Annotated in this window: 25 protein-coding genes; 19 read left to right on the forward strand and 6 right to left on the reverse strand. The window is 56.1% G+C overall.

What is annotated here, in order from left to right; all coding sequences use genetic code 11:
- The first annotated feature begins 2 nt into the window (after positions 1-2).
- From HY308_08110 to HY308_08145, 8 genes are all read left to right on the forward strand, one after another.
- Complete coding sequence (locus HY308_08110) at positions 3-566, forward strand: hypothetical protein (GenBank protein MBI3898246.1); 564 nt, start codon at positions 3-5, stop codon at positions 564-566.
- Between the two features lie 19 nt (positions 567-585).
- Positions 586-1,509: an alpha/beta hydrolase gene (locus tag HY308_08115; GenBank protein MBI3898247.1), complete on the forward strand. Its 924-nt coding sequence runs from the start codon at positions 586-588 to the stop codon at positions 1,507-1,509.
- Between the two features lie 285 nt (positions 1,510-1,794).
- On the forward strand, positions 1,795-2,973 hold the full coding sequence (locus tag HY308_08120; GenBank protein MBI3898248.1) for a site-2 protease family protein: 1,179 nt from the start codon (positions 1,795-1,797) through the stop codon (positions 2,971-2,973).
- 178 nt (positions 2,974-3,151) lie between these two features.
- The gene (locus tag HY308_08125) at positions 3,152-3,913 is read left to right on the forward strand and encodes an amino acid ABC transporter substrate-binding protein (GenBank protein ID MBI3898249.1); all 762 of its coding nucleotides are present in this window, start codon (positions 3,152-3,154) and stop codon (positions 3,911-3,913) included.
- Positions 3,914-4,244: 331 nt separating this feature from the next.
- Entirely contained in the window at positions 4,245-5,024 is a 780-nt protein-coding gene (locus HY308_08130) for an amino acid ABC transporter permease (GenBank protein ID MBI3898250.1), read from the forward strand.
- Positions 5,025-5,049: 25 nt separating this feature from the next.
- Positions 5,050-5,823, forward strand: coding sequence for an amino acid ABC transporter ATP-binding protein (locus HY308_08135; protein ID MBI3898251.1), 774 nt, complete (start codon positions 5,050-5,052; stop codon positions 5,821-5,823).
- Positions 5,824-5,922: 99 nt separating this feature from the next.
- Complete coding sequence (locus HY308_08140) at positions 5,923-6,363, forward strand: RDD family protein (protein MBI3898252.1); 441 nt, start codon at positions 5,923-5,925, stop codon at positions 6,361-6,363.
- An 18-nt stretch (positions 6,364-6,381) separates the two neighbouring features.
- Entirely contained in the window at positions 6,382-6,585 is a 204-nt protein-coding gene (locus HY308_08145) for a DUF465 domain-containing protein (GenBank protein ID MBI3898253.1), read from the forward strand.
- 47 nt (positions 6,586-6,632) lie between these two features.
- Here the strand turns inward: HY308_08145 and HY308_08150 are convergent, their stop codons facing one another.
- Positions 6,633-6,860, reverse strand: coding sequence for a DUF1566 domain-containing protein (locus HY308_08150; GenBank protein MBI3898254.1), 228 nt, complete (start codon positions 6,858-6,860; stop codon positions 6,633-6,635).
- A 130-nt stretch (positions 6,861-6,990) separates the two neighbouring features.
- Complete coding sequence (locus tag HY308_08155; protein MBI3898255.1) at positions 6,991-8,115, reverse strand: PHB depolymerase family esterase; 1,125 nt, start codon at positions 8,113-8,115, stop codon at positions 6,991-6,993.
- A gap of 136 nt (positions 8,116-8,251) precedes the next feature.
- On the opposite strand from HY308_08155, the gene HY308_08160 reads away from it, so the two are divergent.
- From HY308_08160 to HY308_08210, 11 genes are all read left to right on the forward strand, one after another.
- Positions 8,252-9,178, forward strand: coding sequence for an RluA family pseudouridine synthase (locus tag HY308_08160; protein MBI3898256.1), 927 nt, complete (start codon positions 8,252-8,254; stop codon positions 9,176-9,178).
- Between the two features lie 252 nt (positions 9,179-9,430).
- Positions 9,431-10,528 carry a branched-chain amino acid ABC transporter substrate-binding protein gene (locus tag HY308_08165; protein MBI3898257.1) on the forward strand — a complete coding sequence of 366 codons (1,098 nt, stop codon included), beginning with the start codon at positions 9,431-9,433 and terminating at the stop codon, positions 10,526-10,528.
- Between the two features lie 103 nt (positions 10,529-10,631).
- On the forward strand, positions 10,632-11,516 hold the full coding sequence (locus HY308_08170; GenBank protein MBI3898258.1) for an alpha/beta hydrolase: 885 nt from the start codon (positions 10,632-10,634) through the stop codon (positions 11,514-11,516).
- A gap of 121 nt (positions 11,517-11,637) precedes the next feature.
- Positions 11,638-12,351 carry a hypothetical protein gene (locus HY308_08175; protein MBI3898259.1) on the forward strand — a complete coding sequence of 238 codons (714 nt, stop codon included), beginning with the start codon at positions 11,638-11,640 and terminating at the stop codon, positions 12,349-12,351.
- 267 nt (positions 12,352-12,618) lie between these two features.
- Complete coding sequence (gloA, locus tag HY308_08180; GenBank protein MBI3898260.1) at positions 12,619-13,008, forward strand: lactoylglutathione lyase; 390 nt, start codon at positions 12,619-12,621, stop codon at positions 13,006-13,008.
- A gap of 263 nt (positions 13,009-13,271) precedes the next feature.
- On the forward strand, positions 13,272-14,684 hold the full coding sequence (locus HY308_08185) for a hypothetical protein (protein MBI3898261.1): 1,413 nt from the start codon (positions 13,272-13,274) through the stop codon (positions 14,682-14,684).
- A gap of 35 nt (positions 14,685-14,719) precedes the next feature.
- The gene (locus HY308_08190) at positions 14,720-14,914 is read left to right on the forward strand and encodes a hypothetical protein (protein ID MBI3898262.1); all 195 of its coding nucleotides are present in this window, start codon (positions 14,720-14,722) and stop codon (positions 14,912-14,914) included.
- Positions 14,915-15,072: 158 nt separating this feature from the next.
- Complete coding sequence (mscL, locus tag HY308_08195; GenBank protein MBI3898263.1) at positions 15,073-15,462, forward strand: large-conductance mechanosensitive channel protein MscL; 390 nt, start codon at positions 15,073-15,075, stop codon at positions 15,460-15,462.
- Positions 15,463-15,762: 300 nt separating this feature from the next.
- Complete coding sequence (locus tag HY308_08200) at positions 15,763-16,917, forward strand: acyltransferase (GenBank protein ID MBI3898264.1); 1,155 nt, start codon at positions 15,763-15,765, stop codon at positions 16,915-16,917.
- Between the two features lie 37 nt (positions 16,918-16,954).
- On the forward strand, positions 16,955-18,529 hold the full coding sequence (locus tag HY308_08205) for an ABC transporter substrate-binding protein (GenBank protein ID MBI3898265.1): 1,575 nt from the start codon (positions 16,955-16,957) through the stop codon (positions 18,527-18,529).
- A 165-nt stretch (positions 18,530-18,694) separates the two neighbouring features.
- Positions 18,695-20,227 carry an ABC transporter substrate-binding protein gene (locus HY308_08210; GenBank protein ID MBI3898266.1) on the forward strand — a complete coding sequence of 511 codons (1,533 nt, stop codon included), beginning with the start codon at positions 18,695-18,697 and terminating at the stop codon, positions 20,225-20,227.
- Positions 20,228-20,289: 62 nt separating this feature from the next.
- On the opposite strand, the gene minE is transcribed toward HY308_08210, so the two are convergent.
- The 4 genes from minE to HY308_08230 form a co-directional block, all read right to left on the reverse strand.
- On the reverse strand, positions 20,290-20,556 hold the full coding sequence (gene minE / locus HY308_08215) for a cell division topological specificity factor MinE (protein MBI3898267.1): 267 nt from the start codon (positions 20,554-20,556) through the stop codon (positions 20,290-20,292).
- A gap of 3 nt (positions 20,557-20,559) precedes the next feature.
- A complete protein-coding gene (gene minD / locus HY308_08220; protein MBI3898268.1) occupies positions 20,560-21,366 on the reverse strand; it encodes a septum site-determining protein MinD in 807 nt (268 codons plus the stop codon).
- A gap of 50 nt (positions 21,367-21,416) precedes the next feature.
- A complete protein-coding gene (gene minC / locus HY308_08225) occupies positions 21,417-22,142 on the reverse strand; it encodes a septum site-determining protein MinC (protein ID MBI3898269.1) in 726 nt (241 codons plus the stop codon).
- 356 nt (positions 22,143-22,498) lie between these two features.
- A complete protein-coding gene (locus HY308_08230) occupies positions 22,499-24,076 on the reverse strand; it encodes a twin-arginine translocation signal domain-containing protein (GenBank protein ID MBI3898270.1) in 1,578 nt (525 codons plus the stop codon).
- Between the last annotated feature and the right edge of the window lie 52 nt (positions 24,077-24,128).

Below are 24,128 nucleotides of genomic sequence, written 5' to 3' on the forward strand. Positions count from 1 at the left end.
CGATGAAAAAATTGGCTTTTATTGCCATTTTGGGCGGTCTACTGCTGACGTCGGCGACTGCCACAGTGCTGGCCGCCGCCGACGCCGATGAAGCGCGCCTGAAAACGATCAGCAAGAACATCGACCGCGAAGCGTTACATCAAAAAGAAAACGAGCGGGCGCAAGCGCTAGCAACCGAATTTAGTGTCTCGCCGGACTCGGTGCAAAAAATGCGGAGGCAAAAACAAGGATGGGGCGAAATTACGGTAGAACTGGCGATGGCGCAGCGGCTGGCGATGACCGACCCCGTCAGCTATCCCGACACGACACTGGCACTGGCCAAGGTAGCATCGTTGCGCAGCGAAAAATTAGGCTTCGGCCAAATCGCGCACGAGCTTGGATTTAAACTCGGCGCCGTCGTCAGCGCCGCCCAGCGGTCGCAGCGCAGCTCGGCCGCCCATGCCGAAAAAAAATCGCGCAACGATCACGCGACAAGCACCGCCACATCCGGCAAGGGAAAAGCTGACCATGACGGCAATAGCGGGAAAGGCGGTAAGGGTGGAAGCGGTGGTGGTGGTCATAATTGATTAAGACTGGCCGGACGCGATGCGTCGTTCCATCAAACTAGTCGCATTGTCGATTTCAGGATTAATGCTGATAGTTATCCTTGGCATATATGAACTGGGCTCAACGCTGTCGGCACCTGCCCCACACAACATTGGACCGCCGCCGGAAGATCTGCACGCGATAGAAATCGAATTCTCCGGCATTCGCGGCTGGTTCGTGCCCGCAGGCGCAAACTCCCATTGCATCCTTCTGATGCACGGAGTTCGCGGACATCGACTAGATATGATTAAGCGCGCCCGATTTCTGCATGAAGCCGGTTACGCATCGTTGCTCTTTGATTTCCAGGCGCACGGTCAAAGCCCGGGGGATCACATCACTTTCGGCTACCTGGAATCACAGAACGCCCGCGCGGCGCTTGTCTTCGTTCGCGCAAAATTTGGCTGCAAGCACGTAGGTGCTATCGGCCAATCGTTAGGTGGAGCGGCGGCCTTGCTTGGCAAGGAACCCCTGCGAGTCGACGCATTGGTCATCGAGTCGGTTTATCCGACTATCGAGCAAGCCATTGCCGATCGCCTTCGGATACGACTAGGCAATTTCGGTCCGCCGCTCGAACCGCTACTGACTTTGCAGCTCAAATTCCATCTCGGCATCAACGCCGACGCCCTTCGTCCCATTGACGCCGTTCGCCATGCCAGCGCCCCGCTCTTCGTCTTGGCAGGCACAGAAGATCAACACACCCCCCTCGCCGAGGCACAACGCCTGTTCGACGCAGCACCAGAGCCTAAACAATTCTGGGCGATTGCGGGCGCTAAACACGTCGACTTGTATAACGTTGCGCCGGTTGAATACCAAAAAAGAGTACTGCAGTTTTTTGCCTTATACGTTGGTGCGCCGGTCGCTTCAATACCGGTGAAGCAACGTGACTCTTACTCCCGTAGCCGACAGTTATTCGATGGAGATTAAGGAGTGCAAGACGAATGGCACTTACTGAAAGCAAAAACCGAAACGTATCCGCCGCCACTCCCTCCCCCTCAGGGGGAGGGCTGGGGTGGGGGTGGGTTTTTTTACAGTAGCGATCACAACCCACCCCCATCCTGTCCTTCCCCCTGAAGGGGAAGGGACCTGCTAATAAGGTCGGGGTCGTCAGTTTAGTAACATAGTCGAGTTAAGTGTAATCCACTGTGGTCTATCCTTAATTCGTAAAAAAAGAAAGCTGTCGTTTCCTATAACAAAAATGAAATAACTGACATGGCGAATAACTGTAAAGAGTGCGGAGCTGCACTGAGCGAGGCAGTCGAACTGCCTGCTAAGCATTCGTATTGCGCCAACTGCTGGAAAGATAAGCAGCAGCACCAACAACGCTCCGCGTTATTTGGGTTGGCCCTTTATGTCGGCGTTGGCCTCTTGATAGTTCTTGTCTTTCGTGGCAACGGCTTTGGATGGATGTTGCTAAACATAGCCCTACTGTACGTACTCAGCGTTCTTGCGGTAGTCCTTCATGAGCTTGGGCATGCGATTGCATCCCGTTCGGTGGGAATGCGGGTACAACGATTGGTAATCGGCACTGGAACCACTTTTTGGCAAATCCGACTATTTGGAGCCTGGATAATTCTTAGAGTCTTCCCCTTCGGCGGCGGACATGTTGTAGCGACCCACCCGGCCTTGAATTGGGTGCGATTGAGACATGCGGTATTCGTTCTGGCCGGACCAATGACTAATTTGTCCATCGCCATCATGCTGAGTTGCTTGACGCCCGAAACAGCTCTACGTAACTGGCCAGCAAACACATACTTCTATCCCACCCTAGTCTTTATCGCCGCCAATCTGGTGGCATTTGTCGTGAGCTTGTACCCAAAGCATTACATAACCGAGGAAGGCAACCAGGAGGAGAGTGACGGTCTGCAATTGCTGCGTCTTCCGTTTCGGAAAGCGGATGATTTTAGTTCACATGTTGCCGCTCACTATTTATTGCCCGGCGCCGAATGCCTCGCCATCAAAGACTATGCGGGTACCCGCCAAGCAGCTCTTAACGGCTTACAGGCTTATCGCACGTTAGATCTAGTACGCGCACATTTATTAAATCAGGTAGCGTGGAGCGATTTGCTGGATGGAACCATGAAGTTACCTGAGGAATCATTGGCGTTTGCGTCTGAAGCGCTACGACTTGCGCCCGATGATATCGCTATCAAAGGCACCTTGGGTTCTCTACTAGTGGAAAGTGGTCAATATGAGAAAGGTCTAACGCTCTTGCTCGACTCTAATGCCGGAGTTAAACGTAGCACGGACCGTGCACTCAATTTGTGCTACGTAGCTATTGCCCATAAACAACTGGGCAATACCGGCAAGGCTGACGACGTAATTCACGAAATTCAGACGCTGGATCCTGATTGTCTCTTGCTCCAGCGGGCTCGCGGCATAGTTGGTTAGGGCGCATCTCCCTACGCTCGCCCTAACTTACCCATCAAAAGCACTTACCCTAAACTTTGTAATCACCCACACGCCAACGTTGACACGTTCCGGCATAGCCCCGTAGGTTGCGTACACAATAACCCACGGCCGCAGGTCTTGGGTCCATACTACGAACACTCATTCACGGAGGAGACGTATGAAATTCCTGAAAGCCGTCCTGTGTGTCGTTCTGAGTGTGGTGGCCGTCACAGCGCAAGCGCGCAGCCTCGACGAAATCAAGAAACAAGGAAAGATCGTCATTGCTTCGGAAGGACAATACGCGCCGTTCAACTTCTTCGAAGGTAGCCGTCTGACTGGGTTTGAGATCGACGTGGCCGACGCGGTGGCGAAGAAGATGGGGTTGGCGGTGGAATGGAAGACGCTGGCGTTCGATGCGTTGCTTGCCGGATTGGCGACGGACCGATGGGACTTGGTAATTGCATCGCATGCCATCACCCCGGAACGCGAGAAGGCAGTGACGTTCACCGCGCCGCACTATTGCTCGGGTGGCGTCATCGTCAGTAAGAGCGCCTCGATCAGCAAGGCTAAAGACCTTGCCGGGCACACTGTCGCCGCCCAGACCGGAACGAGCTACCTAGAAGCCCTACAGAAAATTCCCGGCATCAACGCCGTCAAAAACTTCCCGAAAGATACCGACGCGCAAAGCGCGCTCATGAGTGGGCGGGTCGATGCATGGGTGACGGATAAATTCGTCGCCAAGCCGGCGGTGGCATCGAATCCCAAAGCGAATCTGAAAATCGGCGACTTCGTGGTAGTCGAACGGGTCGCGGCAGCGGTGAAGAAAGGCAACAATTCACTGGCACAGGCGTACAACGAAGCGCTTAAGCAAGTGATGGCGGATGGCACCTACGCGGCGATCTCGAAGAAGTATTTCGACGAAGACGTGCGCTGCCACTAGTGTCCGTCCCTAGTGGCACTTACTTAACGCCTTTATGGTTTGTTATCCCCTCTCCCCCGTGCTTTTCGGGGGAGAGGGTAAGGGAGAGGGGGCGCATTTAAGAGCCTCGATACTTCAGGCGCCCCTCTCCCTCACCCTCTCCCCGCAAGCGGGGAGAGGGAATATCTACGGTACGTTGCTTAAGTAACTGCCATGCAGGACAGACCCTAGAAGTTGTTTCAACAATCGGTAGCCCGGATGGAGTGAAGCGCAATCCGGGTTACGAACAGTAGACGGGTAATTCATCGCCCGTTCTACACAAGACCACTTCCGAACACCGAGAGAGGTCGCCATGACCCAGGCAACCACATCGTCGCCCAGCTGGTCGCCCGAACGAAAAAGCACCGCGATTATTTTGGTATCGGCGGTGCTTTTGGTACTCATCCTGTGGCTCATCGCGATTCCGCTATCGTGGGCGCCCGATCCTATCGGGCCAGCGGCACAACTGTTCGCCGAAGGCACGCGCACCACGGTAGAGCTGACGCTCCTATCCGGCATCATCGGCGTCTTAATCGGCGTATTGGTAGCGGTCGGCAAACTGTCGAAATTTCTGGTGCTGCGTATGGTGTCGGCGGCGTATATCTGGATCATCCGCGGCACGCCGCTGTTGGTGCAAATCTTGTTCGTGTTTCTGGCATTGCCGATGTTGGTTCCTGAGCTGCAACTGTCGGACTTCAACTCCGCCGCGGTCGCGCTTGCGTTTAACGTCGGCGCCTATAACGCCGAAGCGATTCGCGCCGGCATTCAGGCGATTCCGAAGGGACAGATCGAGGCGGCGCGCTCGCTCGGCTTAAGTCCGCTGCAAACATTCTTCGATGTCACTTTTCCGCAAGCGTTCAAGATCTCGTTGCCACCGCTGGTGAACAATTTCGTCGCGCTGCTCAAAGATTCATCGCTCGCTTACGTTATCGGCGTGGTCGAACTGTCGAACATCGGTAACCGCATACAAGCCGCGACGTTCCAGCCGGTACCGGTGTTCATTACTACCGCGTGTCTCTACTTGTTACTAACGACGGTGTTGACACAGATTTCCGGAGCAATCGAGGACCGATTAGACATCGGCCGACGCTAACCATCAGCGACGAGCACGGGCCCCTATGACGCCATCACCTCCTACCACAGACGCTACGGCTCAATCACCGCCCCTCATTATCGCCGAGCATGTCGGCAAACATTTCGGAAAATTTCACGTATTGCAGGACGTCTCCACCACGTTCCGTCAAGGCGAAGTCGCCGTCATCATCGGTGCTTCCGGTTCTGGCAAATCCACCTTCCTTAGAACGCTGAATCGACTGACCGCGCACGACAGCGGGCGGATCGTCGTCGACGGTGTCGAACTCAACGACGACTGTAACAACATCGACGAGGTGCGACGCGAAGTCGGCATGGTGTTTCAGCAGTTCAATTTGTTTCCACATTTATCGGTACTCGACAACATTACCCTCGCGCCCCGCCGCGTGCGCCGCAGCAAGCGCGACGCCGCCGAAGCGATGGCGCTCAAGCTGCTCGAGCGCGTCGGCATGGAAGATCACGCGCACAAATATCCGCATCAACTATCCGGCGGCCAACAACAGCGCGTCGCCATCGCCCGCAGCCTCGCCATGCAACCCAAAGTCATGCTGTTCGACGAGCCGACATCGGCACTCGACCCGGAAATGACGAAAGAGGTGCTCGACGTTATGAAGGATCTGGCGAAGTCGGGCATGACGATGATCGTGGTAACGCACGAGATGGGCTTCGCGCGCGACGTCGCCGATCGGATTATCTTTTTCGATCAAGGTGGGATCCTGGCCGAGGCCAAGCCGCAGGAGTTTTTCACTCATCAGCCGCACCCGCGAATTCGAGCGTTCTTGGGACAGCTTTCCTACTAAACTGCATCCGCCGACCTGTTGACGTACCGCGTACCTGCGCTAATCTGGACGTCCGCGGCGCTCGCCGCGTTCCAAAACTGGAGGCGTAAGGTGAGGTCCATGATTTTTGAAGATATGGAGTACGTCGGCTTCTGGACGCGGGTCGGCGCGGCCTTGATCGATTCGGTATTGGTGCTGTTGATCTGCGCGCCGATCGTAACAGCGATCTACGGCCCGGCGTATTGGAACGGCGAGAAGTTCGTGCAAGGATGGCTCGACTTCATCGTCTCCTGGGTCTTGCCGGCGGCAGCCGCAGTGGTCTTCTGGAAAGCGAAGCAGGCGACGCCGGGAAAGATGGCGTTTTCCGCTCGCATCGTCGACGAAAAAACAGGAGAAGCACCGACGACTGGACAACTGATCGGACGCTATCTTGGCTACTACGTCTCTACCATTCCGCTATTTCTCGGAATTCTTTGGGTAGGAATCGATCCGCGCAAACAGGGCTGGCACGACAAGCTCGCCGGCACAGTTGTGATTCGACCGAAGAAGCGCGACGCCTAATATACGAGAGATATCTACATGGTCGAGCTCGAAGCCGTCACACGGGCGAAGTTGTATGAATATCGCCTCGAACACAAAGCGCTCGATAGCGCCATCGAGCGCTTAGGGCAGGATCCATCGATGGACCAACTGCAATTGCGCCGCCTCAAGAAGCGCAAGTTGTTGCTCAAGGACTTTATCGCACGACTGGAAAGTCGATTGATTCCCGACATCCCGGCGTAACATTCGCCGACCGTTGACGCGCCGACGCGTTATCGAACCGCCCGCACTCAGGCGCTGAAATCGGCGCGCTCGGTCGACAACACACCGTCGTAAAAGTACACCACGAATCCGCTTCCATCCGGCGCTCGATCGGCGGTCCAGATAAAGTTGATACCGCGTAGAAATACCGGATCGATGTGCATACCGTCGTTGGCCGGGAACTCCATCAACGCCATCGCTTCTTCCAACGTCGGCAGTCGCCAATCGCCGAAGCCGGCGTATTTCGCAGCATTCAACTTTTAGATTCGAACCGCTTGAGGAGAATCGGCAGCTGGTCGCAGCGAACCGCCGGTCTTATGCGGACGAATCATAGCGGCGCACGTGCAGACTGAGTAGCACGCGGCAATCTGAACCAAAGAATTGAAGTCAGCCGGTCGGCGACAACCGCACCTGCCTTCGCTTGGCGGCGGGCGTAGCGGCGTTGCCAGACGCCGTCCCCGCTCCATCCAGTCCCCAGAACTTGCCGATGTAGTAACTCGCGCAGATTCCGACCGGGAACATATACGGCGCCGGCCGGCCGCAATGATCGGCATTGTTACCCGGATCGATCGGAACGCCATGGCCCATGCCGGGGATCACGTACGTTTCCACCAGCGCGTTGCCGTTCGCATCGCGGTAGACCCGATGCGGAAATCCTTTGACGCGGTTTTCTTCCGGTGGCGTTTGGTCGACGCCGTGAATGGCGGTCCACTGCTCCGCCAGCTCGACCGCATCGCGCGGGTTGACGGTCTTGTCGGCATCGCCTTGCCAGATCGAAACGCGCGGCCACGGTCCTTGGTAGTCGGTCGCGTCGCGCACGCGCTGGGCCCATTCGTGCGACGTCAGGTCGGTGATCGGAACCGTTGGCGACTGGTCCAGGCTGACGCCGCAACGTGTTAGCGCCGCCGAGCTGGTGCTGGCACACAAGTACGGCACACCGGCGAGAACACCGCCGCCGGCGAAAATCTCCGGGTAAACCGCCAACATGACCGCCGTCATGGCGCCGCCGCCGGAAAGGCCGGTCACATAAACTCGCTTGGGATCGACCTTATGCTCGGTCTTCACGCGATCGATCATTTGTTTGATCGACAGCGCTTCGCCGGCGTCGCGTACTTGGTCTGTGCCCCATTCACCCCAGAACCAAAAATCTGACGGCGCCCAACCGTTGAACCAGTTGAAGCACAGTCGTGGGTTGTTGATTCCTTGCTGCTGCGGCAATAACACCGCGAAGTGCCAGCGCCGTGCGAGCTGGGTCCAGCCGGTCTCGTCATCGTAGTCGCCGGCGGTTTGCGTACATCCGTGCAGCGCGACCACCAACGGCGCCGATGCCGGCAACGACGGGGGAATATATTTGAACATTCGTAGATCGCCGGGATTAGAACCGAAGTCATGGACTTCGGTGAGTTCTTCGGCAAGGACTGTCCGAGAAACGCCGATCACCAGCAGAATAACGGCCAGCGCTAACGTGCCAACTGATCCAGATCGGCGACGAGCAAGGTGCTGAACATCCATGTCCCTTCTCCATTGCGTGGTTAGCGAAGACCTTCGCTACACTGGTGATCTTAATACGCGAGCGATTTTTTTGTCTGCGCATTCATAAGCCAAACAAGTGCATGGACATTCATAAGATGATAAAAACCGTTTCACAATGATCGCCCCACTTCCCGCACGCGACGGCGTAAGCCCGAGCGCCGTCTGGTTACCCGACGGCGCGTGGCGCACCATGCTGGAGTTTTTAGTGGATCGCTTCACCGATATTGCCGCGGCGACATGGATCGCGCGCATGCAAAAGGGACTCGTGGTTGATGAAAACGGCACCCCGATCGACTGCAATACTCCTTATCGCAGTGGCCTTCGGCTTTATTACTATCGTGAGCTCGATACCGAAGCATCCATTCCGTTTACAGAAACGATTCTTTACCAAGACGACCACATAGTCGTCGTCGACAAACCGCATTTTCTGCCGGTTATTCCCTCCGGCCGTTTCCTCCACGAAACGTTGCTGGTTCGCTTGAAACGAAAACTGCGGCTCGATTATCTCGCACCGATCCATCGCATCGATCGCGAAACCGCCGGTCTCGTGCTCTTTTGCATTACTCCTAACAGCCGCGGTCACTATCAATCGCTGTTCCAGCGTCGCGAAGTCACTAAGACGTACCACGCATTGGCACGATTACGTCCCGATCTTAGTTTTCCACGCGTCCATCGCAGCCGAATGGTGGAGGGACAACCGTTTTTTCGAATGCAGGAAACCGCGGGAGAGCCAAACTCGGAGACCCACATCGAGCTCATCGAAGCCAGGGGAGAACTGGCGCTTTACCAGCTAACGCCGGTCACCGGGCGAAAACACCAACTACGGGTTCATATGGCGTCATTGGCCATTCCTATTATGAATGACGCGTTTTATCCGCAACTGCTGACCCGCGACCAAGACGACTTCTCGCGCCCGCTACAACTGCTCGCCAAAGCGATTGCCTTCACCGACCCGCTGACCGGGGCAGCGCGGCAATTTGCCAGCCAGCAGGCGCTGTCTCTGCAGGACGCGTCTGCCGTCGGAAAGTCGCCGATGGCTTAGCGAAACCGCGCGTTTTGCGGTGACAGCGCGGTCCCGGTAGCAGCGCCTAGGAAGACAGACTATATAAGTACCATCGAGAATGGCGCGTTCGGGCGCTGTCGTTCCGCTTCGCCGGTACAGGGATTACCGGGATAAATGCACATTTTCAAGGATGTCGTGATAGTCGCATTCCTCGCCGACGCCCTCACCCGTGATGTAGGACACCACCAATAGCTCGGGTAAATGAGCCGAGAGTAATAGGGGACTGAAGAAATGACGCTGCGTATGGTTTCGTTAGCTTTTTCTCTACTGCTCGCCACCGCCGCGCAAGCAGATATCCGAGTGGGTGTCGTCGGCTCGATGAGCGGCCAATATGCCGCTTATGGCGAGCAAGTGCGACGCGGCATGGAAATGGCGGTCGCCGACATCAACGCCAAAGGCGGCCTGCTCGGGCAGAAAGTCGTACTGGAAGTCGGCGACGATCAGTGCGATGCGCAGAAAGCGGTACCAGCGGCGAAAGAGATGGTCAACAAAAAAGTCGTGTTCGTGAACGGTCACGACTGCTCGGACACATCGATTCCGGCGTCCGATATCTATAGTCAAGCGGGTATCTTGCAGATTTCACCGGCGGCAACCAATCCGGCATTCACCGACCGCCAATTGAAGAACGTTTTGCGCGTATGCGGCCGCGATGATCAGCAAGGCTTGGTCGCCGGCGCCTACATCGCCACTCGTTTCAAAAATCAGAACATCGCGATCCTGCACGACAACACCACGTACGGCAAAGGCTTGGCCGACGAAACGAAGAAGACGATGAATAAGCTCGGCACGAAAGAGTCGATGTACGAGGCTATCACCCCAGGTGCGAAGGACTACTCGGAGCTGGTGAAAAAACTGAAAGCAGCGAACATCGGGCTGATCTACCTCGGCGGCTATCACACCGAGGCCGCGGCAATCGCCCGCGAGGTACACGCCCAAGGTATGAAGACACGGTTGATGTCCGGCGACGCCTTAGTGACCGATGAGTTCTGGACGATTGCCGGACCGGCCGGCGAAGGCGTGCTCATGACCTTCGGCCCGGATCCGACGCGCGAACTCTCGGCGGTTTCGGTGGTAAGAAAATTCGTGCAGCAAGGTTACAAACCCGAAGGCTCGACGCTCTACGCGTACGGCGCGACCCAGGTGTGGGCGCAGGCCGTGAAACAAGCGGGCAGCACTAAAGCGGCCGATGTAGCAAAGGTATTGAAGAGCGGCAAGCGGTTCGAGACCGTGCTCGGCAAAATCTCGTTCGACGGTAACGGCGATGTCATCGGTCCCGGATATGTCGTGTACGAATGGAAGGACGGAAAGTACGATTACGTAAAGAACTAACGTATTCGCCGTCGCCGTTAGGGTTCGCGGCGCTCGGTCAAGCTACCCGAGGCAATATCGTGTAGTTTGGCAGAGTGCCACGAACCCTAATGCGTTATAGCCCATGCCAATAAAACCGAGTCAGTCGCATTTCTCGACGATCCGCGGTCTGCACTATCACGTACGCACCTGGGGCCAACCGTCCGCGCCAACGCTATTCATGCTGCACGGCTGGATGGATGCGTCGGCGTCATTTCAATTTCTCGTCGACGCTCTGCAGCAAGACTGGTATGTCATCGCCCCCGATTGGCGCGGCTTCGGTTTGTCACAATGGAACCCGCAAGGCTACTGGGTGCCCGACTACTTGGGCGATCTCGATGCCTTGTTGGCACAGTACTCGGCCGAGGCACCGGCAAAGCTGATCGGACACAGCCTCGGCGGCAATATCGTCTGCCTGTATGCCGGCATACGGCCGGAACGGGTGTCGCACGTCGTGTCGCTCGATGCTATCGGCGTGCCGCGCAACGATCCGGCCGAGGCACCGGCACGTTACCGTCGCTGGCTCGACGAAATCATCGACCCGCCGCCGCTGACGCACTATGCGAATCTCGATGCCGTCGTCGCCCGGCTTAAGAAGAACAACCCACGGCTGAGCGACGACAAAGCGCGCTTTCTCGCGCCGCATTGGGCCGAGGAACTAGCCGACGGCAGTGCGCGATTGCGCAGCGACCCAGCGCACAAGCTGGTCTATCCGCTGCTCTATCGGCTGGAGGAAGCGACGGCATGTTGGCGCCACATCACTGCGCGCGTGCTGCTGGTCGAAGCCGAAGACTCGTACATGCGCAAATGGATCAACGAACATCCGACAGAGTTCGCCAAGCGCAAAGCGGCGTTCTCGAATCTGACGGAACACAGGGTACGCGACGCCGGCCATATGCTGCATCACGACCAACCGGAAGAATTGGCGCCGCTCATAGAAGCATTTCTCGCCGGCGCGACTTACCCTTAACCTCACCGTAGTTCCTGCTCCGCCGCCAACAATTGGTCGTAGAGCTTATAGCCGTTGGTGCTATAGCACGCGTTTCTCCGTCAGCTTAGGGTCGGCATCAGTCGATCAAAAGGAGAAGATCATGACCTTCCGGCACACGCTGACGCTTTTTATTTTCGTTTTATCGCTCGGCCTGAATCAGGCGGACTTCGCCGCCGAAACAGCCACCCGCACAATTCGCGTGGCCGCGCTCGACAGTCTCGAGGGTCCTCCGCCCTGCGGACAAGACAACAAATGCAATATCGCGGTATGCCCGAACGATCCTGACTGTCCCGCCGATCTGCCGAAGACGTCGACCACGACCAGTACCGACAAGCCGGACCGACCGTCCGACATCAACGACTGCACTTCCAAAGAAGTCACCGAAATCGGACTGGCGATCGATTTTGGCGCAGATCATTGGCAGGAATATAAAGCGGTGCTCGAAGATATCCGCGACTGGCCGGTGACGATCGGAAATTGCCTCGAGAATAGGTTCAAGAAAAACGGCAAGGTCGTCTGCGAAAAATCGATGGGCGGCAGCTGCACCGATAAGAACGGAACAAATAACGGCTGGGCGGTTTTCTCGAATAAGAGATGCCACATGTGCCCGGACTTTCTGAACCGCATAAAAAATCTGCCGGACCCGGTCAGCAATCGGCAAGCGTGCTACTTCGCGCTGGTGACGCATGAGTGGGGACACACCTGCGAACGCGGGCATAAAACGTTGGAAATTATCGACGACGAAGCATTCAACTTTTGGAAGAGCAAACATCCCGACGTAACGATCACCTTTAGCGATTGCGGGATGCGATGACGGCCGGAAAATAGGGTGGTCGCCCTGACCGTTGCTGAAGCGTTCAATACGTTGTATTACTTCGAAGCGCGTGCGAAAGCTATATTACTGCGCTATCGACCGGGCGCACGTTACCGACGCCGTCGCCGGCAAGACGGTGGAACTGTGGGCGGCATATTTGAATTTTTCCGCCAATCACTTCCATGCACTGAAACAGATTTTGCGGCACGCAAGAAACGGATTTTTAAACTTGAACACAGCAAATCGACAACGGGAGAAACGAAGACCATGAGAATTTTGCATACGATGTTACGGGTAGGCGACCTGGACCGTTCACTGACGTTCTACACCGAAGTGTTGGGCATGCGCTTATTGCGGCGCAAAGATTATCCGGAAGGAAAGTTCACGCTCGCGTTCGTCGGCTACGAGGATGAAGCCGATGGTGCCGCGCTGGAGCTGACTTACAACTGGGGCGTCGGCGACTACGAAATAGGCACGGGCTACGGCCATGTCGCCGTCGAAGTCGACGATGCCTATGGCGCCTGCGCCGAAATCAAACGCCGTGGCGGAACCGTGACACGCGAGGCCGGGCCGATGAAACATGGCACAACAGTTATCGCTTTTGTGCAGGATCCGGATGGTTACAAGGTCGAATTGATTCAAAAGAAGACCCACTAAGCGGTACCGACGCCGGCAGGGGCGGCCGTCGACCTTGGAAGGCTCGACCTCCCCCCCTTTTCGCCGGCATCGTGGACCATCCCGCCACATTACCTTCGACGTAACTGACAATTTTTAAACAGCTTTTACGCTGGCTGCGCTTGTCCAAAGCGGTGCATCCGGCGCCAATGGATAATGCAGCGATCCAGCCCTCCCGAGTAAGGAAGATTATCTACACTCCTTACATACCCCTCATTGAGGGGCTTATTGTTTCCGGGGGTCAAATGAAGCTGGTGCAATTTTTCAATAACCTAAAAACATCGCAAAAGCTGCTCATGATCAGCTTGAGCTTCTCGCTACCAATCGCCGTTTTGCTCTACTTGCTCATCGACAGCATTAACTACGACATCCAGTTTTCGCAGTACGAGCTTTACGGCGATCGCTACCAACGCCCCTTAGAAAAACTGCTGCAGGCCATTCCCGAGCACAATACCCTGCTGGCCGAATATGCCGTTAAATCGAGCTCACCGCTGAATGCCGGCATACAAAATAAGGAACGAGAAGTCGACGAGGCGATGGCCGAGCTCGCGCAGGTCGACAAAGAGCTGGGCGAAACTCTCCAGTTCACCGACGAGGGCTTACAAAAGCGTCAACGTACCCATTTCCGCGCCGGTACGGTGGCGCAGGAGTGGCAGGAACTGAAGTCCAACAGAGACAAACTGTCGCTGGAAGCGTTGGCAGAAAAGCATCAGCACCTAAAGAACGATATCCGCACCATGATCACCCACATGGGCGATACCTCTAATCTGATCCTCGACCCGGATCTAGACAGCTATTACACAATGGACGTTACGCTGTTGGCGTTGCCGCAGACGCAGGATCGAATGGCCGAAATTATCGATGCCGGTTGGCGCGCGTTACGAAGCGGCACTATCGGTCAGAGCGAGCGCATCAAGATGGCGATTTACGGCGCGCAACTCAAAGAGGACATGGATCGGATTAATCAAAGCCTGCAAACCGCCTTCAATGAAGATAGAAACTTCTACGGTATCGAGCCGCACTTTCAAAAAATTATCCCACCGGCGTTGGAAAGCTATAACGTCAAGACCGTTGTGTTTATCAAAATGATTCAGGAGATCGTCGACGCCCCCAGCACCAGCATAACGGCAGATCAATTCGTCGAAGCGGGGTTGGCAGCGCGCACAGAGAGCTTCAATCTGTGGGACCGGGCCGCCGACGGCGAAGACAGTCTGCTCGTTAATCGGACCAACACGTTTAAAACACAGCGGCTCGTATATCTACTCTTAACCCTGTTGTCGCTGGCCGTATCGGTCTTCCTCGCCATTGCTATTACTCGCAGCATCACCAAGTCATTGATGATCGTGCTGGATAACCTCAAAGCACAGGCGGCGATGGACTTCAGCAAAAAAATCGATCTCGATCGCTCCGACGAGCTGGGCGAAATGGCCCAGGGCATCAACAAAGTCGTCGGCACGCTGCGGTCGACGATCCAACGGATCATCGACAGCTCGAAATCATTGGCGAACTCGGCACAAACCTGGGCGGTGGCCAGTGTCGAGCTTTCGCAAATCTCCGACAAAAATCCAGCACTGCAAGAAATGACGGCCAGCATCAAGGAAGTGGCCAAGAACGCCAGCGATTTGGCCAAACTCTCGCAACAATTTAAGTTAAAGTAGCAATCGTTCCGGCCGGGGACCTTCGGAGAGAGACTATGGCGGATGTCGTGGCAACGATCATCGTAAAAACGATCGACGGAGAGAAATATCTCTCCGTGAAACAGTTCCTGGAAATGTCGCCCGAAGACCGGACCAATCTTATCCTGGAAGATAAAATTTCTTTTCTCGATGCCAATGGCAGCGCTATCCGGAAGATGGATGCACTGCGTAGCCTTAAAGACAAGCGCTAGCCGCCTTTCGCTGTCGTTCCTGCCCTCGGGAAAACCACCGAGCTTTTGCGCCCGCCTATTGATCTACGGCGCGACTTTGTGCCGAAATCTGTACCGGCGACATTGCCAACGCCCGCGCGTCCACACCACCTGGCACCGACAACGAAAAGGAACGAGCTATGAGCCTATTGCAAGAATTTCGCACATTCGCCATGAAAGGAAATGTCGTCGACATGGCGGTCGGTGTTGTCATCGGTGCCGCCTTCGGAAAAATTGTTTCTTCGCTGGTCGGTGACATCATCACTCCACCGATCGGCCTCTTGATTGGCGGCGTCGATTTCCGTGATTTGGCGATCCATCTCAGTTCGCCGCTGGCGAATACACCGGTAACGATCAACTACGGCAAGTTCATTCAATCGATGTTCGACTTCATCGTCATCGCGTTCGCGATCTTCATGGCGCTGAAGGTCATCAATCGGCTGCGGGCAAAACATGAAGCAGTACCGGTGATGACGAAAGAACAGCAACTGCTGACCGAGATCCGCGATCTACTGCGCGAGCGCGGCTGACTAAACGAACGCGATTAGCATGCTAGAGCGGTTATCGCCGTATCGGCATTCGACCCACTTACCCGATATATGTCGGCGCAAAGGCGCCGTGGTATGAAATTACCGACGATCTTCCGCAACACCTGACCTGGCCTCGACGTAACAGCGCTGGGCACAACCATTCTTCCGCAGTACCATACGCCCGTTCCTGATACCGACGCCTGGCGTTTATCTACCCAGCCGCTACTGGAAAGCGGCGAGTCACAAAATAGGGGAGGCACCATTTTCAGTCCCGTAAGCATCCTGCCGGCGTTCGCTGGCATGTTGCTCGCCACGTCGACGGCGGCGCTATTGGCATGGCTGTTCGGCCAATCACCGTCGATCCATCGCCGACTAACGTCGCTCGACGGTTTTCGCGGCTATTTGGCGCTGGGTGTGTTTCTGCACCACGCGTCGATCTGGTATTTCTATCTGCGTACCGGCCGCTGGGAACTAGGACCGTCGCGGCTTTACACCCATCTAGGGCACAGCAGTGTTGCGCTGTTCTTCATGATTACGGCGTTCTTGTTCTGGGGAAAGCTACTCGACAGCGGCACGCGTCCGGTTAACTGGCTGCAACTGTATGTATCGCGGATTTTGCGACTGGCGCCGCTTTATCTATTTTCAGTGGCGCTACTCATCGTGTTGGTGCTATGCGCATCTCATTTCGAGCTGCATCAACCGCTGTTATCGCTGCTTTGGAACACCATTCACTGGCTCGCGTTCACCGTTTCCTGGGCGCCCGATCTCAACGGCGTTACCGATACGCACCTCATCGTCGCCGGCGTCACCTGGTCGCTTGCTTATGAATGGCTGTTCTATGCGGTTCTTCCGCTCGGCGCTCTTATTATGGCGTCGGCTCCCTCAGTTCGTTGGATCGCTTTCAGCATTGGTGCCTGCACGGTGGTCATCGTTCTGATGGGCGACCTTAAGTTCTTTCATCTGGCAGCGTTTCTCGCTGGCATCGCCGCGGCATACGCCGTGCGCTGGGAACCGTTACGTTCACGACTGCTGGGTGGAACCGCGGGCGCGTTTGCGCTGATTTGCTTCGGCACAGTGATCTTTAGTTTTCCGACCACCTACACGCTGTCCGAACTTCTGCTGCTCGCTTTCGGCTTCATCATCGTCGCCAGCGGCAATACGCTATTCGGTGCGCTCGAATGGCGCGCGTCGCAGCTGCTTGGCGAAATGGGATATAGCTTGTATCTGCTGCATGGCATCCTGCTGTTTATCACCTTCCGCTTCGTGCTCGGATTCGACCGAGCGGCGGCGCTTTCCGCGGGCCAGCATTGGCTCATTGTCTTATGCCTGATCCCGATACTCATCGTGTTCTGTTACGCCACGTTCCGGTCCATCGAAGCACCGGCGATGAAGGCGGTACCGCGAGTCTATGCCTGGTGCGCACGCCGAGGTCGGCGGAAACCCACCCTTTTGTGATCTATGATGGAAGCTCTATCCAAGCAAGGGATCTGCAATGCGCGATTGGCGATATCTGCGGGCAGCGCTGAAAAGCGGTCACATCAGCCGGCGTGACTTCATTAAGAAAGCGACTGCTCTGGGGCTTGCCAGCAGCGTTCTAACGAAAACTGCTGGCGCCGACGACGAAACGCCGAAACGCGGCGGCAACCTGGTCCTCGGCATCAACGGCGCCGCCTCCAGCGACACGCTAAATCCCGCCACTTGGACGGCGACCTACCCCGCCGTCTTGGGCTTACAGCTCTATAACACGCTGGTCGAGATCAACGTCGGCGACGACCTTCGGTCGAAGCCGACAGCGTACCCTGCCTTAGCAGAAAGCTGGGACACCAAACCCGGCGCCAAAGAATGGATCTTTAAACTGCGTAAGGGCGTGACTTTCCATAATGGTAAAATGCTCACTCCCGCCGACGTGGTCTACTCCATTAACCATCATCGCGGTAGCGACTCGACCTCCGGCGCCAAGCCGCTGTTGTCGTCGGTAGTAGACGTTAAGGCCGCCGGTAAAAATGAAATAATATTCACGCTCGATAACGGCAACGCCGACCTGCCCTATTTGTTAGCAGACGTCCATCTATGCATCGTACCGGAGGGCAGTAAGTTTACCGACGGCGTTGGTACCGGCGCCTACCTGCTCGAAACGTTCACACCGGGCGTACGCGCCATTACCAAACGCAATCCAAACCATTTCCGCTCCGATCGCGGTTTCGTCGATTCGGTCGAAACGTTAGGCATCAACGACCCAACCGCGCGTATAGAAGCGTTGCTCAGCGGCGCGGTGCAATTGATCAACCGGGTCGATGTCAAAGCCGTGACCGAAAAAGTGCAGCTGTTCGAAATTTCCGGCGGCGCGCACTACACCTTCCCGATGCGCTGTGACATGGCGCCGTTCGACAACAAGGATTTACGGTTGGCGCTCAAGTATGCCGTCGATCGAACGACGATGGTCAAAACGATATTGTTCGGTCACGGCACGATCGCTAATGATCAGCCGATCCCGCAGCACGACGAGTTCTATTCGGGCCAAATCCCGCAACGGCCGTACGATCCGGAGAAGGCAAAGTTTCACTATAAAAAATCACGCCATTCTGGACCGATCGCGCTGACTGTGTCGGACGGTGCTTTTACCGGCGCCGTTAATTGCGCCCAATTGCTCCAAGAAAGCGCCGCCAAGACCGGCATCAAACTAGAGATCGAACATGCACCGGCCGATGGCTATTGGTCGAATATCTGGATGAAACGGCCGTTCTGTGCGTCTTACTGGGAAGGCCGGCCGACCGCCGACCTCATGTTATCGGTGGCCTATAAATCCGACGCTGTTTGGAATGAGTCGTTCTGGAAACGAGCCGATTTCGACAAAATTCTGCTGGCAGCGCGGGTCGAGCTAAACCGGGCGAAACGTAAACAGATGTATCAGGACCTACAGTCGATGGTGCAAGACGACAGCGGTGAGATCATTCCCATGTTTCACAACACTATCGATGCCGGTTCAAAAAAGCTCAGGGGCTTCATCGCCTCGCCAGCGTCGGAAATGAGCGGGTATCGCGCTGCTGAAATGGTGTGGTTTGCCTGACGGTAATTCCGGGCTGATTTACCCAATTCGTTAAAATAAGCGCTATTTGCGGGGTTTCTCCGAAACCCCGCTTTCGCTGAGCTATTATCTGGAAACCTCTCCAAGCGAAGGGAATTTTGCATGCGTGACCGGCACGATCTGAAAACAGCGCTAAAAACCGGGAAAATGAGTCGGCGTGACTTCATCAGACAAGCGACGGCGCTCGGTATCTCAGCGACGTTTACCGGTGGCATCGCCGACGCGGCGGACCAGACACCGAAACGGGGTGGACATCTAGTCCTTGGCGCGAATGGCGCGTCCTCGGTCGACAGTTTAGATCCCGCTACCTGGTCGTCGACCTATCCCACGCTCGCCGGCCTGCAGCTCTACAACACGCTCGTTGAAGTCCATGTCGGTTCCGGCCTTCGCGCAAAACCCGAAGTTCAGCCGTCGCTCGCCGAGAGCTGGGAGCCCAAACCGGGCGCCAAAGAATGGGTGATCAAGCTACGGAAGGGCGTGACATTTCATAACGGTAAGACGCTGACACCGGCCGATGTCATTTATTCCCTCAACCATCACCGCCGCGGTGACTCGCAGTCGGGTGCCAAAGCACTGTTGATGTCGGTCGTCGATATCAAGGCCACGACTAAGAATGAACTGATCATTACGCTCGACAACGGTAATGCTGACTTGCCGTATTTGCTGGCGGACTACCATTTTTGCATCGGCCCAGAAGGCAGCACATTTACCGACGGTATCGGCACCGGTGCTTATATCCTGGAGAGCTTCGATCCCGGTGTACGCACTACCAGCAAGCGCAACCCCAATCATTTTCGTTCCGATCGCGGCTTCGTCGATTCCATCGAGACGCTCGCTATTAACGACCCAACCGCGCGCATTCAGGCGTTGATTAGCGGATCGGTCCATTTGATCAATCGCGTGGAGGTCAAAGCGGTTACCGAAAACGTGCAACTATTCGAGATTTCCGGCGGCGCGCACTACTCGTTACCCATGCGCTGCGACATAGCGCCGTTCGATAACAAAGACCTACGATTAGCGCTCAAATACGCCGCCGACCGCACGGCGATGGTCAAGACCATCTTGTTCGGCCATGGCAAGATTGGCAACGATCAACCCATTCCGATGCACGACGAGTTCTACTCGAGCCAAATCCTGCAACGCCCGTTTGATCCAGAGAGGGCAAAGTTTCACTACAAAAAATCCGACTACAGCGGTCCGATCGTGCTGACCGTTTCCGATGGCGCTTTTACCGGTGCCGTGAACTGCGCACAGTTATTTCGGGACAGCGCGGCTAAGGCCGGAATCAATCTTCAAATCGAACGTGCGCCGGCCGACGGCTACTGGTCGAACGTGTGGATGAAAAAGCCGTTCTGCGCGTCCTACTGGGAAGGGCGGCCGACGGCCGATCTGATGTTTTCGGTGACGTATAAATCGGACGCCGCCTGGAATGAAACGTTCTGGAAGCGGCCGGACTTCGACAATCTGTTATTGGCCGCGCGCGCCGAACTTAACCGCGTTAAACGCAAACAGATGTACCACGACATGCAAATGATGGTGCATGAGGACTGCGGCGAGATCATCCCCATGTTTCACAACACGATGGATGCCGGATCGAAAAAACTGCGAGGATTCATCGCTTCGCCGGTCATGGAGCTTAGCAGCTGCCGGGCACCGGAAATGGTTTGGTTAGATACCTAACGACTTCGCCTACCGATCCCTGTTGCTGAAGGCGCTGGCAACAGGGACCCGCCATACCGCAATTACCGCACCGCTGCTTGTTCGGGCGACAGCGTAATATTCAGCTCCAGCACCTCGTAATCGCCTTCCCGATCCAGCTGGATTTTTACCGCATCGTGGTCGACCTGAACGTATTTACGAATCACGTTCAGCAACTCTTCCTTTAGCAACGGCAAATAATCCGGCCCGCCACGCGTGGAACGTTCGCGGGCGACGATAATTTGTAACCGTTCCTTGGCGACAGCGGCGCTCGGCCTTTTTAGCGAACGAAAGTAGTTGAGGAAATTCATGGGCTAGGTCCCAAATAACCGACCGAAAATGCTCTTCTTCTCAACCAGAAAACGGTGCGGCCGGGCTTCACCCAAATAACGGGCAACGGCGTCGGTATACGCCTGGCCGGCGTCGCTCTCTTGATCAAAAACCACGGGTACGCCGGAGTTGGAAGCCGCCAATACCGATCTCGACTCGGGAATCACGCCGAGCAAATCGATCGACAAGATCTCGCGGACGTCGTCGACACTGAGCATCTCGCCTTTTTGCACGCGCGCCGGCGAATAACGCGTCAGCAGCAAATGTTCCTTAACCTTGCCCTCGTTCCGTTCAGCGCGCCGGGTCTTGCTGGAGAGAATGCCCAAGATTCGATCGGAGTCGCGAACCGACGAGACTTCCGGATTAGTCACGACAATGGCGTCGTCGGCAAAATAGGCCGCCAACATGGCGCCGCGCTCGATGCCGGCCGGGGAATCGCAAACAATATAGTCGTAGTCCTTGGCTAGCTCCTCGAGCACCCGCTCCACGCCTTCCTTAGTCAGCGCGTCCTTATCGCGGGTTTGCGAAGCCGGCAGGATCGACAGGCGCTCGACCCGTTTGTCCTTGATCAACGCTTGATTGAGGTTGGCCTCACCATTGATAACATTAACGAAGTCATAAACAACCCGGCGTTCGCAACCCATAATCAGGTCCAAATTACGCAGGCCGACATCGAAGTCGATGACTGCGGTTTTGTGACCCGCCAGCGCCAAGCCGGTCGAGATAGCGGCACTGGTGGTGGTTTTGCCCACACCGCCCTTGCCGGAGGTTACTACGATGATTCTTGCCACGCTGTTTTTCTCCGAGACTTAAAAATACCCTGGGATACCAAGGTGAACTGCTACAAATTTTCGATGACTAAGTTGTCGCCGTTCAAATAGATCTGCACCGGCTGCTCACGCTCGGATTCTTGGATCTTCTCGCTGACACGATAATTTCCGGCGATCGAGATCAATTCAGCATCTAGGCTGCGGCAAAAAATCCGCGCATCGGTGTTGCCGCGCACGCCGGCCAGCGCGCGACCGCGCAGCGCTCCGTAGATATGGATATTCCCGTCCGCCAAAATTTCGGCGCCGGGACTAACGGTGGTAAGGACGATCAAATCGCCACCCTCCGCGTAGACCTGCTGCCCGGAGCGCACCGGCTGACGCACCAGCAAATTAGCGGTCGGTTTGGCCGACGCCTCTTTATCTTTAGCGCGCTCGCGGCGATCGCGCTCGGGGGCGGCGCTGCCGGAGATCACACCGATACCGACGCCGGCGGCAATTCCGATCAGTACGTCGGAGGCGGCACGAAGGCCAACGGGGACGAAGCTACGTTCCCGCAACAAACGGTTCATCCGGGCGATATCGAAGCCGCACTGCGACTCTTCGGATAACTCCTCGAAGTCGAGCAATACCGGGAAATTTTGGAAGAAATCCGGCGCCGTGGCGATTTTTGCATCGAGCTGTTGGCACAAGGCGTCGAGATCGGAGGTCAACACACGCAACACGGACAGCGTCATCATGCGGCCCTTCAGCTCGAAGGCGGCCGAGGCGTGCTTGGGTAGAGGCTGAATAAGGGGCATCCGCTACTTGGGTTTCCAGAGGCTAGTGGGCGCAATAACGCGCAAACTTAAATCATTCCGCGACGTTTTCCTTTGGCTTTTCTCACCGTTGATCGGGAGACAGCTCGGTTCCGTCGCCTTACATTCAAAGTATGCGCGCAAAATACACGGGTCGCACCCAGCCGTCACGTCTTGAATTTTTTTCGACAGCAAGAATCGGGCGAACACTGGCAACGCTGGTCGTCCACCGCCACCACTGGCGATGCCGGCCTTCTGCGTAGGATCCGGGAAGACCTACTCGGCAATGCCTGAAAATTCACTTGCCAGCGCCTGCAGGCACGCATCGAGCTCGGCGGCATCTCCAGTGCGGAAACAATCTAAGTCTCCAACCAAACCTTTTCCGGTGCTCGAAAGCCGCTCATCTCGAATGTCGACAACGGCACGAAACCACGCAGATCCTTCGAGCCGGCATCGATCATATTGAAGAACATCGGGATAATCTCGCCGCCGTCGTCATGCACCATCATCTGCAGATCGCCATACATCTGCCGGCGCTTCGCGGTATCCAACTCGGCGCGAGCGGCGACCAGCAGTTTGTCGAAATCCGGCCGCTTCCAGCGCGTTTCGTTCCAGGTGGCGTCGGATTGGTAGACGACGGAGAACATTAAATCGGCGGTCGATCGCCCATACCAATACGAGGCGCAGAACGGCCGCTTCATCCACACGTTGTCCCAATATCCCTCGGCCGGCACGATGTCGAGCTGCAACTTGATCCCGGCCCGACCGGCACTGACCTGAAAGATCCGGGCACAATCGACGGCACCGCTAAAAGCACCGTCGGATACGCTGAGTACAAGCGCACCGGCATAACCCGATTTCTTAAGATGGAACTTGGCCTTCTCCGGATCGTACGGCCGCTGTGGAATTCCGGAATAGAACGCGTCGCTCGGCGCGATCGGATTATCGTTACCGACTCGACCGTGACTTAGCAGCACCGTCTTCAGCATCGCCTGCCGATCGATGGCGTACTTGAGCGCGAGTCGTAGATCCTTATCGTCGAACGGCGCAACGTCGCAGCGCATGGGGAAACAGTAATGCGACGCGCTGGCGACCTCGTACAGATCGACGTCGCTGGTCAAGTATTTGATATCGACGCTGTTGATGAGGTGTACTGAGCCATCGGTTAGCGCGTTAAGGCGCAACACCGGATCGTTGATCGCCAGCGTCTCTACCGAATCGACAAAGCCGCGATTTTTACGAAAGAAGTTGGGATTGCGCTTGGTGATCGCCCGCACGCCCGGCTCAAAATTTTCCAAAATAAACGCACCGGTACCAATACCATCGGTGAACGACGACCCGTCCGGTCCGATACACAAATGGTAATCCGCCAACAACGATGGCAAATCGACGTTGCCGCTTTCGAGCTTGATGATTACTTCGTTTTTGCCGGCTTTGATTTCGCTGACCGGCCGCAACAGCACCTTAGCACTCGACATCGAATCGGCGCCGCGATGATGATTGAGCGAATAAACCACGTCGGCGGGCGTCAGCGATTTGCCGTTATGAAACGTCACGCCCTTGCGCAGCTTGAACACCCATTCCTTGGCGCCGGGTTTGGCTTCCCAGCTCTCCGCTAACGACGGCTGCGGCGAAGGGGTAGCACGCGGATCGGCGCCGACATCGAATTCGACCAGTGTGCTATAGAGCTGCAAGCCGGTAATCTGCGTGTGTGCCGCCGTGTAAGTGGCCGGATCCAAACTATCCTTGGGGCCCGCACCATTAACGCCGACCACTAAATGACCGCCACGTTTTGGTTCAGCGGCGGCATTGGCAACTTTCGACGCGGTACCGGCAAGCGCCGTCGAAATACCCAACGCGGTCGACATTCTTAGGAAATCGCGCCGGGAAAGGCTCCCCGCCGCCAACATTGTTTTTAACTTCTCCCACTCGTGCATTTTCTTTTGCTCCTCGCCGATTAATGCCAATGCGGCTACGAAATCGTTCGCG

Source organism: Gammaproteobacteria bacterium, assembly GCA_016199745.1.
Classification (GTDB): Bacteria; Pseudomonadota; Gammaproteobacteria; order Acidiferrobacterales; family Sulfurifustaceae; genus JACQFZ01.

Coding starts and splice junctions, on each gene's coding strand:
- HY308_08155 (MBI3898255.1), bottom strand. CDS start 8,115: ATGGATGTTCAGCACCTTGCTCGTCGCCGATCTGGATCAGTTGGCACG.
- HY308_08145 (MBI3898253.1), top strand. CDS start 6,382: ATGGTCGAGCTCGAAGCCGTCACACGGGCGAAGTTGTATGAATATCGC.
- HY308_08210 (MBI3898266.1), top strand. CDS start 18,695: ATGAGTCGGCGTGACTTCATCAGACAAGCGACGGCGCTCGGTATCTCA.
- HY308_08110 (MBI3898246.1), top strand. CDS start 3: ATGAAAAAATTGGCTTTTATTGCCATTTTGGGCGGTCTACTGCTGACG.
- HY308_08130 (MBI3898250.1), top strand. CDS start 4,245: ATGACCCAGGCAACCACATCGTCGCCCAGCTGGTCGCCCGAACGAAAA.
- HY308_08175 (MBI3898259.1), top strand. CDS start 11,638: ATGACCTTCCGGCACACGCTGACGCTTTTTATTTTCGTTTTATCGCTC.
- HY308_08200 (MBI3898264.1), top strand. CDS start 15,763: ATGTTGCTCGCCACGTCGACGGCGGCGCTATTGGCATGGCTGTTCGGC.
- minC (MBI3898269.1), bottom strand. CDS start 22,142: ATGCCCCTTATTCAGCCTCTACCCAAGCACGCCTCGGCCGCCTTCGAG.
- HY308_08170 (MBI3898258.1), top strand. CDS start 10,632: ATGCCAATAAAACCGAGTCAGTCGCATTTCTCGACGATCCGCGGTCTG.
- HY308_08115 (MBI3898247.1), top strand. CDS start 586: ATGCGTCGTTCCATCAAACTAGTCGCATTGTCGATTTCAGGATTAATG.
- mscL (MBI3898263.1), top strand. CDS start 15,073: ATGAGCCTATTGCAAGAATTTCGCACATTCGCCATGAAAGGAAATGTC.
- HY308_08165 (MBI3898257.1), top strand. CDS start 9,431: ATGACGCTGCGTATGGTTTCGTTAGCTTTTTCTCTACTGCTCGCCACC.
- HY308_08230 (MBI3898270.1), bottom strand. CDS start 24,076: ATGCACGAGTGGGAGAAGTTAAAAACAATGTTGGCGGCGGGGAGCCTT.
- HY308_08140 (MBI3898252.1), top strand. CDS start 5,923: ATGATTTTTGAAGATATGGAGTACGTCGGCTTCTGGACGCGGGTCGGC.
- HY308_08125 (MBI3898249.1), top strand. CDS start 3,152: ATGAAATTCCTGAAAGCCGTCCTGTGTGTCGTTCTGAGTGTGGTGGCC.
- HY308_08205 (MBI3898265.1), top strand. CDS start 16,955: ATGCGCGATTGGCGATATCTGCGGGCAGCGCTGAAAAGCGGTCACATC.
- HY308_08160 (MBI3898256.1), top strand. CDS start 8,252: ATGATCGCCCCACTTCCCGCACGCGACGGCGTAAGCCCGAGCGCCGTC.
- gloA (MBI3898260.1), top strand. CDS start 12,619: ATGAGAATTTTGCATACGATGTTACGGGTAGGCGACCTGGACCGTTCA.
- HY308_08185 (MBI3898261.1), top strand. CDS start 13,272: ATGAAGCTGGTGCAATTTTTCAATAACCTAAAAACATCGCAAAAGCTG.
- minE (MBI3898267.1), bottom strand. CDS start 20,556: ATGAATTTCCTCAACTACTTTCGTTCGCTAAAAAGGCCGAGCGCCGCT.
- HY308_08190 (MBI3898262.1), top strand. CDS start 14,720: ATGGCGGATGTCGTGGCAACGATCATCGTAAAAACGATCGACGGAGAG.
- HY308_08135 (MBI3898251.1), top strand. CDS start 5,050: ATGACGCCATCACCTCCTACCACAGACGCTACGGCTCAATCACCGCCC.
- HY308_08120 (MBI3898248.1), top strand. CDS start 1,795: ATGGCGAATAACTGTAAAGAGTGCGGAGCTGCACTGAGCGAGGCAGTC.